The sequence below is a fragment of the Olsenella sp. DNF00959 genome, assembly GCF_001553055.1.
In the GTDB taxonomy this organism is placed as follows: domain Bacteria; phylum Actinomycetota; class Coriobacteriia; order Coriobacteriales; family Atopobiaceae; genus Olsenella_I; species Olsenella_I phocaeensis.
The window spans coordinates 421,178-432,839 of sequence record NZ_KQ960133.1 but is presented as its reverse complement, the minus strand read 5'-3'; the positions used below and the strand labels follow the sequence as shown (position 1 = coordinate 432,839).

Genomic DNA, 11,662 nt, shown 5'->3' with positions numbered 1-11,662 from the left:
CAAATCCCTTCTGTTTGCGCCTGCTAGACGCATCCTACCCTTGCTATGTACGCGGCCGCTAGAAGTTCCTCCTCCTGACGACCGTCATTACCTCGCCCTCGGTGCCCGTGTCGATGTCCACCAGGCCGTAGATCCTGCTGTCCTTCGACTCGGGGCGGTTGTCTCCCATGACGAAGACCTGTCCCTCGCCCACCGTCACCGGGTACGTGATTCCGGCCGAGAACGGCAGCGTCTGGGTGTAGATGCCGTCCTCCGCCTGGCGGTACCCGTTGAGGACCAGCCCGTCCTCAGAGAACTCGACCTTGTCACCGGCCACGGCTATGACACGGCGGACCTCCTTCTTGCCCTCGTCGTTGACCACTATGAGGTCGCCTGCGGAGTAGTCCTTCTGCAGGCGGTAGTACACGATCAGGTCACCCTCCTTGAGGGCTGGGCTCATGCTCTGGTCCGGGGCCTGGAACAGGCCAAAGAGGAAGAGGAACACCATGGCCACGAAGCCCAGGACGAAGGCCAGCTTGAGCACCAGGAGGACGAGCTCTGCGACCAGGGGCGCCTGAGGCTCGGACCCGGCGTCGGACGTGGAGGCATCGGCACCTTCCACGGGCTGCGCGGCAACGGTGACAGCCGCGCCCTGCGTCGTGGGCTCGCGTCGCAGGTGCGCCTCCTCGCCTGGGAGGGGACTCTGTGCGTAGTGCCTCGGCATCACGCACCCCACCCGGCATTCCTGCGACGGGTGACGATCACTCCGGCGATGGCGATCGCCCCGCCAACGCCAAGTGCCAGGGGGAGAGAGGCCCGGCCCAGCGTCGCCGCAGCGATGCCGGTGACGGGAATCGGATTCTTGGTGTTGGTGAAAGTGACCTTCGAGGTAATTGTGTTATCCGAAGTGTTGTTCACCGTTACATTAGATTCCGTCAACTTGTAACTGCAGATTATTCCGTCTCCAGCAGTGACATCCTGGATAGTCCACCTAGCCGTATAGCCAGGCGCCTCCGCTTCCTTAACAGTCACCTCGTCTCCGTAATGGAGGTCATAGGTAAGCCCATTCGAATCAGCAAGCTTTGCGAACTTGCCGGCTTCGCCATTGCTCAGTTGTGCATTGGCAGAATATGTCTTGCCGTCGTGGGTAACGCTGACCACAAAGTCGAACTTCTTGGTGAGGTCAGCCTGCTTGCCCTCAATCTCCTTTTGAACAATTAACTCGACCGGCCTTGGCTCCCACACTGCATAGAGAACGTTGGCATCCTGCCCCGCGTCCCACGCCAGACCAGAGAGATTATCAGCGGCATAGCCCTTTTCGGATGCGAGCTTGGGATCGGACGCAACCGCGAAAGCAGTCGAATCGGCAGAGGCGCCCCAGCCTACGAAGTCGTAGCCCGTACGCGTCGGGGCGGCGGGGACGGTAATTCTGTCGTTGAGGTTGGTCACACCCTTGATTTTGGTTCCCTCGCTGAAGCTTCCGCCGTTGGCGTCAAAGATGGTCTTTACCGTCGAAGGACTGCCCTTGTCGCCGTACTCAGCACGCAGCTGCACGGTATAGGTGTAGCTGGGATGCTCTGGGGTGTTGTCATCGTTTTCAGTGACTCTCGCGTTGTCCTTGAGCACCGTGAACGTGTCGCCGGGGAACACCGTCTGCTTTGTGCCAGACACGTCCGTCACGTCGACATACCTACCCTGGCCCTCGTCCCACGTCTGGATGACCCAGTACATGAACAGCTTGCCGGCGGGTGCCGTCGACGCTGCACCGGCGACGGCCATGGAATTATCAAGGTAGAGCATGGTGTCGCTGGGAGCATTCTCGCCGCCGTTGCTGTCGTATGTGACCCCGATGCCGTTGGCGCCCGTCAAAGTCTTGCGCCACTTGGCATACAGGTCGAGCTTGCGCATGACCCAGGGACTGTCGACGTCCTCGTTGGTCGTCGCGCCATTGCCCCACTTGTCCATGGGGTCGGTCATGTCGACGTTCTTGTCGTAGGGGATGGTCACGGCATCGCTGAGCAACGTATCCGCACTGAACACCTGGGTGCAGCCGGGGTCCGTATACCAGCCCACGAAGTCGTAGCCCTCGCGGATGCCCGTAGGCAGCGACACCTTTTCACCGTATGTGATGAGCGAGGTCATGGGGACGTCAGAACCCCAGTCGAGCGTGTTGTCCGTTCCCGCGTTGGGATGAAGGAAGACACGATAGCGGTTCCTGACCCACTTGGCATAGACGGTAACGCCGTTCTCAGGCATCGTGCTGAAGGTGTAGGGGCGCGTGCACCGCTCGTCCAGGTACCACCCAGCAAACGAGTAGCCCGCATGGGCAGGAGTGGGCTGGTAATAGTTGCTTCCACCCGCGTTGTAGGAGCTGAGGTCGTCACCGTAAGACATGGAGTCCGTGACTCTCAGCAACGTGTGACTGATGTTCTCGAGCACGATGTTGTTACTATCCACGTACACGCCATCCATGTACTGGACGTTGTAGGTGTCACGGGAGTAGTAGAAGCGTATCGAGTAGCCGTTCGACACGTTGAGGGACACTTTATCGCTGCTGCCGAAGGACGGGTCGGACGTGAGTTGGGTGAATCCAGCAATGTCGTGGAAGTCCTCCGACTTTGTGGAGTTCAAGGTCACTCGGCTCGCAATCTGCAGGTGCAGGTGCTGGTTGTACTGCTTGCCCCGATAGGTAACGTCGCCCGTCTCGCCGGGAGCCACCTCGGTGTAGTAGTACAGGTGATTCATGTGGCCCGCACCGTAGCCACGGAGCCTTAAGGTCGTGTTCTCGGCCGGCATGATTTCGAGCGAGTGAACGTCGCCCGTCGTGAACACCTGACTGTTCCGTGGCGTCCAAACGTATCCGTCATAGCTCGTCCCGTCATTCCCAACAATGGGGAAGTTCTGCGAGATGTCCTGCCCGTACAGGGCCGTGATGGTCTTGACCGTCTGGATGCTCTTCTGGCGGACATAGCGCTGGCCGGTGTAGCGGTAGGTGTTGCCACCTTCCGTGTATGTCCAGATATAGCCGTAGTAGGGGTAATAATCGTAGGTCAGAGGGACATAGCTGCCGTTCACATAGCCGTACTGCTCGCCGTAGGCGCCGAAGGTCGGACTGTAGGTGTCGACGGGAGCTTGGAACGACAGGGTGTACTCCGTGCGGTCGTAGTACACGTTGAGAACCGCGGTGCCCTCGGGCGTTATCCTGACGCCCTGGTCGAAGTGGTCCAAATGAAAGCCGGCATAGGTTTCGGGGTTGCCATCGATTGTCGCGTATGCCGCGTTGCCGCTACCCCTCTGCACGACCGTGTCGATGACACTGCCCACGCTTCCGTTGAGCATGACGTACTTACTGAAGTCATAGCCATTTCCCGCCACGTTCTGCTTCCACACGACCACGGTGTAGTCGGCCGTGTCGCTGTGGTCCCACTTGGCATAGATGGTCGTGTTGTCCTCGATGGAGCTACCGAAGTGGAACTCGTTTCCGGGAGTGCAGTCCTTGTCCGTGTACCAACCGGAAAAGGTGTAGCCGGCACGCTTGGGTGCGATGCCCGGTTCCTGGGTTGGCTCGCCGCTCTTCACGAACTGGGGTGCGTTGTAGGTGGCATCCTTGCCGTTCTCGTCAAAGACGAGCCAGTGACCTTCGGGGGCATTGACAGAGAACACCACATCGCCGGTCAACGTGAGCGGCGAACCGTTTGGATAGCAGGCACCCGGCGTATAGTCCGCGATGTACGTACTTCCGGAGCTCACGTCCCAGCCTTCGAAGTTCTGAGAGGAGCTTGCCGGCGTGTACGCCATGTTGACGGTATAAGAGAGGGAGTCCTCATTGCGGTCGAGGTAGGTCGTCGTGGAGCCAAGCGACACGTTGTGCTCGTCGAGGTACGAGACGCTGATGGACTTGAGGACGATGGGATACAAATCTAAGGTGTCACCGTCTTTGAAGGTCTCGCTCGCGAGTGCACTGGTCGCAAGCGAACGCACGTCAGCGATGGTCTGGGGCGCCGTGTCCTTCGTGTAGTTGGCATCCGTCGTCCAGCCGCGGAAGCTCTTGCCCTGCGGCACCGTGCCCGCGCCCGGATCGTACACGACGGAGTCCACGTCATCGGTCTTCTTGACCAGAATGGACGTGACGTCATCGGAATCCGCCTTATGGAACCTCACCTCGAGACGCGCGACGTCGCCCGTGTCCACAATCGCATAGATCGAGAAGTGGTTCGCCTCGAAGACCTGCTCGTCAGCGTCGGCCTTGATGGTCTTGACCTCCTCGACCTTTAGGGGTGCCTCGGCCGTGAGTCCAACAGTCGAACCCGTGGGAGCGGGATCCTCGGTGCTCTCGCGCTGCTGGCCCTCGCTCTGCGGACTCGCGGGCGCGGTACTCTCGCCTCGGTCATTTCCTTGGTCCGTGGCAGCCGTATCGGCTGCACTGGTCGCGTCAATCGCACCGGCCGAGGCTGTCGTGTCGTTCACATCTGTCGCGTCAATCGCATTGGCCGAACCGGCCGCGTCGGTCACGTGGTACACCAGGACGCCATCGTTCTGCATGCCAGTCTTCGAGAAGGTCACCTTCACGCTTCCGTTGGGCTGGACCTCGTTGCCATTGGAATCGCGCAGGGTGACGTCGATCGCCTTGATGGACGTGGCGCTGTTGCCGCCGTCCTGGAGCTTGCCGTTCACGGCGTCGATGACCTTCTGGTCGTCAACAAGCCGCGCCTCGACGGTGGTTCCCTGCGGCAGCACGTCTGCCTGGGCCTCGATGGTGACGACGGTCCCGTCGTCCATGGTGGTACCAAGCGTGTGTGTGCCGGTCTCCTCCGCACTTGCGAGCGTCGAGACATGGCGGCCGAAGCCCAGCGCCGCCACGAGGCAGGCGATGATGACCGCGGCAAGAAGCCCGGGAGCCCTCTTGTTCGAAACCATATCCACCGTCCAAGCGTCTGCGTATATGCTGTGGCAGACGGTATACGATCATTACAATATGCTCTACGCGAACCCTTTAAGGGACTTTATAGACACTCCCATATTAGCCATACGAACCGCGGTTTTACTGCATTTTTTCTCAAACTCATAGTAAGAGTCACTTAAATAGTAGCATTTACACTGCTTACCTTTGACAAAATATTATAAGAATAATATTCATTGACTTCGCAACGCGAGTCAGGACTTGGCCGTATGACTGGCCCAGAAAGTCGTCTGCGCACCTGCGTCATGCGCAAACGACGCATGAACTGCACGCCACGTCACAAGAGGCCAGGTCAAGCGAGAGTGGCGCGCATGCCACGGATCGTTTGCGCGCCGCATGCCGGACCCGAACACGGCCCCGCGCCCCCGTCCCAGCAAGCGTTCTCTATGCCGATCCCTGACCCAGCGTCGTTGGCGGCCGTTCTCTATGCCTTCTCCTGAACCTGCCTGCGTTCTCTATGCCTTCTCCTGAACTCGGCAGAAATCTACCTGGGCTTTTGTCAGAAAAAGTCAGAGAAATGCATAGAGAACGCAGGGTGAGAGGGGTGAGGCAAAGAGGCAGAGGAGCGAAGCAGCGGAGAGGCGAGGAAGCCGACGTCGGAGCAATCTTCGGCTATGCCGTCTCGGTCGCGACCAGCGCCCGAACCAGCTCCTCGCTCACCTGGTAGCGACGTGCGACGTCGGCGCCCCCCTGCACGGCGAAGCTCACGTCGCGACCCGAGGCGGCGGCATCATCGACCAGCGCTCGGCAGGAGGAGTGTAGCTGCCCCACGCCCGTGAACTCCCTCAACTCCCGCGCGTTCCCCGCATTGACGCCGGACCCGGGCAGTATCTGCAGCTCGTCTCCCAGCTGCACCTGAAGCTCGCGAATCAGCTCGCGCCCCTCCCAGGCCGTGTGCCTCTGCCCGCTGGTGAGCAGGCGGTCCACGCCCAGCCCAACCAGCAGCCGGGCCGCGGCAAGTGGCTCGTCCACCAGGTCGAAGGCCCTGTGAAAGACTACCGTCGCCCCATACGAGTGCACCAGGGACACCATCTGCGCCGTTCTCGCCTCGTCAAGGTGACGCGGCGCGTCCAGCACCCCGAAAGCGATGCCGTCCGCCCCCTCCTCGAGCAGCATCGTGGCCTCGTCCAGGAGCTGCCGCCACTCAAGCCCCCCATAGCAGAAGCCCCCGCCTCGTGGCCGTGCCATCACCACGACCTCGAGGCCCGTGGACTCCCTCACCAGCCTCAGGCTGGCCACGCTGGGGGTGAGCCCGCCCAGCTCGAGGGCCGAGTTGAGCTCGATGCGCCGCGCGCCCCCGCGCCAGGCGGCAAGGGCGTCCGACGCGCTCCCGCAGCAGACCTCGATCATGGCAGCGACAGCCCCTCTCCCCTAGTCCCTCGTCAGCTTGCGATGGATGCGGTGCGGACGCGCCGCGTCCGGCCCCAGGCGTGCGATGCGGTCGCGCTGGTAGTCCTCGAAGTTGCCCTCGAACCAGGTCCAGGCGCCGGGGTTCTCGTCCGTGCCCTCCCAGGCCAGGATGTGCGTGGCGATGCGGTCCATGAACCAGCGGTCGTGGCTGGTGATCACCGCGCAGCCCGGGAACTCGAGCAGCGCCTCCTCCAGCGACTCCAGGGTCTCGGTGTCGAGGTCGTTGGTGGGCTCGTCAAGCAGGAGCAGGTTGCCGCCCTGGCGCAGCGTGAGGGCCAGGTTGAGGCGGTTCCTCTCACCGCCAGATAGCACTCCCGAGGGCTTCTGCTGGTCGGTGCCCTTGAAGCCGAAGGCGCTCACGTACGCGCGGCTGGGCACCTCAGTCGTGCCCACCTGGATGAAGTCGTTCCCGCCCGAGACGACCTCCCAGACGTTCTTGTCGGGGTCGAGCCCCTCGCGCCCCTGGTCGACGTACGAGAGCTGGACGGTCTCGCCCAGCTCGAGGGTGCCGGAGCTGGGCCGCTCCTGACCCACGATCATCTTGAAGAGCGTGGACTTGCCCACGCCGTTGGGGCCAATGACGCCCACGATGCCGTTGCGGGGCAGGCTGAAGCTGAGGTCGTCGATGAGCACTCGGTCGCCGAAGGCCTTGTGCAGATGCTCGACCTCCAGGACCTTGGAGCCCAGGCGCGGGCCCACGGGGATGTGGATGTCGGTGAAGTCGACCTTGGTGGCGCGGCGCGCCTCGGCCTCCATCTGCTCGTAGGCGGCGAGACGGGCCTTGCTCTTCGCCTGGCGGGCCTTCTGGGAGCTGCGCACCCACTCGAGCTCCGACTTCATCTTCTTGGCGCGGCGGGCGTTCTGCTTGGACTCCATCTCGAGGCGGGCGGCCTTGGTCTCGAGGTAGGTGGAGTAGTTGCCCTTGTAGGGATACAGCGTGCCGCGGTCCACCTCGCAGATCCACTCGGCCACGTTGTCAAGGAAGTAGCGGTCGTGGGTGATGGCCAGGACGGCGCCAGGGTAGCCCTTGAGGAACTGCTCGAGCCAGAGGACCGACTCGGCGTCGAGGTGGTTGGTGGGCTCGTCGAGGAGCAGCAGGTCGGGCGCCTCGAGGAGGAGCCTGCAGAGCGCGACGCGCCTGCGCTCGCCGCCCGAGAGGTGGCTCACGTCCTCGTCGGGGTCGGGGCACTGCAGGGCGTCCATGGCCTGGCTGAGCTGGCTGTCGAGGTCCCAGCCGTTGGCGGCGTCGATCTGGTTCTGGAGCTCTCCCATCTCGGCCATGAGGGCGTCGAAGTCCGCATCGGGGTCGGCCATCTCGTTACCGATCTGGTTGAAGCGGTCTACCTTGGCGATGATATCGCCGAAGGCCTCGCGAATGTTCTCCCCCACGGTCTTGGACTCGTCCAGCGGCGGCTCCTGCTGCAGGATGCCCACGCTGAAGCCAGGCGCCAGGCGTGCCTCTCCGTTGGAGATCTCTTCCATGCCGGCCATGATCTTGAGCAGCGTGGACTTGCCCATGCCATTGGGGCCCACGACGCCGATCTTCGCGCCGGGATAGAAGCCCATCGTGACGTCATCGAGGATGACCTTCTCGCCAAACGCCTTGCGGACCTTGTACATCTGGTAGACGAATTCTGCCATGGGGACTCCTTGGGTTGGGGGTGGGGACGCGGCCTGCCGGCGCGTGCGCGCGGGACGGCGCATATCTTTCTTGCGCGACCGCCTGCGGTCGACCGGTCGGTTGCTCGTTCACCATTCTATGTGAGGTCGGCCATCTGGGCGAGAGGGGCGCAGCGCACGGGGGCGCAATAGGCGCAGCGCACGGGGGCGCAATAGGCGCAGCGCACGGGGGCGCAATAGGCGCGGCGCACGGGGGCGCGAGGCCGGCACTGGACGGGCGCTGGAAACGGGCTACGGACGAGGTCGCGCGCCGCTCTCGTCTGCGGCCACTCGGGCCTGCGGAAGCCGCTCGCCTCAACCGCTGCGGTAGTCGAGGTAGCCGAGGAAGCGCTTCGCCGCCAGGGGCAGGCGGTCGAGGTCGCGATAGACCACGTTGATCGAGCGGTGCGCGACCGGGTCGAGCTGCCGCACCGCGACGTGGTAGGGGTTGCGACGCAGGATGAGCGCGGGAAGGATGGCCAGGCCCAGGCCGCTCTCGACCATGGACATGATCGCGTAGTCGTCGAAGGTGGTGAAGCGGACGCGCGGCGTGAGGCCTGCGCGCGCGAAGACGGAGCGCACCTCCTCGTCGCCCGACTGCTCCAACATGATGAAGGGCTCCTCGCAGAGGCGGGCGAGCGGCACGGGGGCGGAGGTCGTCGCGAGCTCGTGGCCCTCGGGAAGGACGGCTAAGAGCTCGTCATCCTCGAGCCAGCGCGCGCCCAGCGACGCGGGGGCGGGCGCGTAGGGCAGGAAGCCCAGGTCGACGCGGCCGTCCTCGCACCAGCGCTCGATTTCGGGGAAGTCGCCCAGGAGCATCTCGTACTCGATGTTGGGGAAGTCCCGCTGGAAGCGCTTGATGATGCGCGGCAGCCAGTGCGTGGCCACGCTCGAGAAGGTGCCGATGCGAACGGTGCCCGTCTCGAGGCCGTTGATGTCGTCCACCTGCATGCTCAGGCGGCGCGCGCCCTCGCAGACCTCCTCCACGAAGGGCAGGAGTCGCTCGCCCTCGGCGGTGAGGCGCACGCCACCATGGCCTCGCTCGAGCAGGCTCACGCCCCAGGCCCGCTCGAGGTCGGCGACCATGCGACTGACGCCCGACTGCGAGTAGTCGAGCGACCTGGCTGCCCGGGTGATGCTGCCCAGGCGGACGGTCTGGAGAAAGGCCTGGTACTTCTGGATGTTTGACTCCACGGCGACCCCGCTTCCGGCACTCGTCCATGCATCACAAACCTGCATGCCAAACATGATAAACATTCGCTTTTAATATGGTCCGACGCGTGCGAAAGTTTGATGGCTGATTTGTTCGCACGAGCTCGGAGGACCCTTCCACCATGTCGCGAGATTTTGGGAAGTACCTGGCATCGCTTCTGCTCTTTGGGTTCAACGGGATCATAGCCAGCCAGATAGACCTGCCCAGCGGACAGGTCGTCCTCCTGCGCACGCTGCTCGGCTCGCTCGCCCTGTGCGCGGCACTCGGCGCGAGCCTGTGGCGGCGGCGCTCCGGTGCAGATGGTGCCGCGAGCCAGGCCGTGGCACCTCTCGCCTGCCTGGAGCATCCCCGGCAGGCGGCGGCGCTCGCGCTCTCCGGGGCCGCGCTGGGAGTGGGCTGGATCTTCCTCTTTGCGGCATATCGCCTGGTGGGCGTGGGGGTGGCGTCGCTCGCGTACTACTGCGGGCCGGTCATCGTGATGCTGTTCTCCCCCCTCCTCTTTGGCGAGAGGCTCACTGGTCCCAAGCTCGCGGGCTTTGGCTGCGTGGTCTTGGGGGCCTTTCTCGTGGTCGCGCAGTGCGGCGGCAGCGCGCCCGACCCGCGCGGCCTCGCTCTGGGCGGGGCCTCCGCCCTCATGTACGCGGTGATGGTCGTGTTCTCGAAGCGGGCGCCCGAGGTGGGCGGCATGGAGGCGGCCTGCGTGCAGATGCTGGCGAGCTTCGCCGCGGTCGCCGCCTGGTCGATCCCGACGGGCGGACTCGTGACACCCGGCCAGGTCGCAGGTGCCAACCTGCCGGCCGTGCTCGTGCTGGGACTGGTCAACACCGGGCTGGGCTGCTACCTGTACTTCTCCTCGCTGGGCAGGCTGCCGGTCCAGCGCGTCGCCGTATGCGGATACCTCGAGCCCCTGAGCGCGGTGGCGCTGGGAGCGCTGCTCCTGAGAGAGTCCCTGACCCCCGGCCGCATGCTCGGGGCCGCGCTCGTGGTGGGCGGTGCCGCGGCGAGCGAGCTCGTGGGCGGCGCGGCGTTGGGCGGCGCCATCGATGCGATGCGCGACGCAGCTCGTCTGGCGGCGACGCGTGGCAGGCACGCACTCGTCCGCAGGAGGGCGGTGCTCGCGCGGTAGGCCCGTCGCTGGCAGGCGCCAACGACAGCGACGGCGCGTCCCTCTCGCCTTCCGCTACCATGACCCCGTCGGCTTGGCCCAAGACGGGAGCATGCGCGCCATGAAGAGGATCCTGATCGTCGCCACGGGAGGCACCATCGCCTCGCTGCCCCAGGGCGGCGGGCTCTCGCCCGCGCTCAGCGGAGAGGAGCTCGCGGCCTTCGTCCCGCAGCTCGACGACCTCTGCGAGCTCAGCATCGTCCAGCCGATGAACATCGACAGCACCAACATGCGGCCCATGGACTGGCTGCGCATCGCCTCCATGATCGAGGGCGCCTACGACGACTTCGACGGCTTCGTCGTCCTGCACGGCACGGACACCATGGCCTACACCTCTGCGGCGCTGAGCTACCTCGTGCGCGGAAGCAGGAAGCCCATCGTGCTCACGGGATCCCAGCAGCCCATGTCGAACCCCTTCACCGACGCCAAACTCAACCTGTACCAATCCGTCCTGTATGCCTGCGACGACGGGTCGCGGGACGTGAGCGTGGCGTTCAACGGCAGCGTCATAGCCGGAACGCGGGCGCACAAGCAGCGGACGCTGAGCTTCAACGCCTTCACCAGCGTGAATTACCCTCCCCTGGCCGTCATCAGGTCGGAGCGGATCATACGGCAGGGCGGTGGAGCGAGCGATTGCGCGGCAGTGGGCGGGGACAGGCGTGCGGCAGGCGACTGCCTGGCAGTGGGCAGGGGCGAGCGTGCGGCGGCCACGGACGGGAACGCGACGGCAGCGGACGTGCCCGCACGCCGACCGGACTTCTACCACGAGCTGGACGAGAGGGTCATCGTCCTCAAGCTGACCCCCGAGCTCAGGCCCAGCATCTTCGACCTGCTGCGACGGGACTACGACGCCGTGGTACTGGAGACCTTTGGCATCGGCGGGATACCCGAGTACGACGGGAACGCCTACCAGCGGGCCATCTATGGCTGGGTCGCATCGGGCCGGACGCTGGTCATCACCACCCAGGTGCCCGAGGAGGGGCTCGACCTGGGGGTATACGAGGTCGGTCGAGCATACGCAGACCACCCGGGCATCCTGCGAGCAGATGACATGACCACCGAGGCCCTGGTGGCGAAGACCATGTGGGCCCTCGGCCAGACGCGCGACCAGGACGAGGTGGCGCGCCTCTTCTACGCGCCTGTGAACCACGACCGTACGCTGGGATAGGCGGGCGGACACACGACGGACACCCTGGCGGGCGACGCGAGGACGATTGGGAGGCAGGACGGGAACCGTCCAGAGGGCTGCTGCACGAAAAGTGCGCACGATTCCTGG

The 11,662-nt window shown here is 64.3% G+C and carries 7 protein-coding genes; 2 read left to right on the top strand and 5 right to left on the bottom strand.

Annotation, left to right across the window (positions count from 1 at the left end):
- Positions 1-58: 58 nt before the first annotated feature.
- From lepB to HMPREF1868_RS08815, 5 genes are all read right to left on the bottom strand, one after another.
- On the bottom strand, positions 59-703 hold the full coding sequence (lepB, locus tag HMPREF1868_RS08835) for a signal peptidase I (protein ID WP_009278544.1): 645 nt from the start codon (positions 701-703) through the stop codon (positions 59-61).
- Positions 703-4,896: an InlB B-repeat-containing protein gene (locus HMPREF1868_RS08830; RefSeq protein ID WP_062531715.1), complete on the bottom strand. Its 4,194-nt coding sequence runs from the start codon at positions 4,894-4,896 to the stop codon at positions 703-705. The genes lepB and HMPREF1868_RS08830 overlap by 1 nt, the downstream gene beginning before the upstream one ends.
- 655 nt (positions 4,897-5,551) lie before the next feature.
- Entirely contained in the window at positions 5,552-6,289 is a 738-nt protein-coding gene (locus HMPREF1868_RS08825) for a copper homeostasis protein CutC (RefSeq protein ID WP_062531714.1), read from the bottom strand.
- Between the two features lie 21 nt (positions 6,290-6,310).
- Positions 6,311-7,990, bottom strand: coding sequence for an energy-dependent translational throttle protein EttA (gene ettA, locus HMPREF1868_RS08820; RefSeq protein ID WP_062531713.1), 1,680 nt, complete (start codon positions 7,988-7,990; stop codon positions 6,311-6,313).
- A 333-nt stretch (positions 7,991-8,323) separates the two neighbouring features.
- Positions 8,324-9,202 carry a LysR family transcriptional regulator gene (locus tag HMPREF1868_RS08815; RefSeq protein WP_062531712.1) on the bottom strand — a complete coding sequence of 293 codons (879 nt, stop codon included), beginning with the start codon at positions 9,200-9,202 and terminating at the stop codon, positions 8,324-8,326.
- A 140-nt stretch (positions 9,203-9,342) separates the two neighbouring features.
- On the opposite strand from HMPREF1868_RS08815, the gene HMPREF1868_RS08810 reads away from it, so the two are divergent.
- Positions 9,343-10,347, top strand: coding sequence for a DMT family transporter (locus tag HMPREF1868_RS08810; RefSeq protein ID WP_062531711.1), 1,005 nt, complete (start codon positions 9,343-9,345; stop codon positions 10,345-10,347).
- 100 nt (positions 10,348-10,447) lie between these two features.
- Positions 10,448-11,554, top strand: coding sequence for an asparaginase (locus HMPREF1868_RS08805; RefSeq protein ID WP_062531710.1), 1,107 nt, complete (start codon positions 10,448-10,450; stop codon positions 11,552-11,554).
- Positions 11,555-11,662 lie beyond the last annotated feature (108 nt).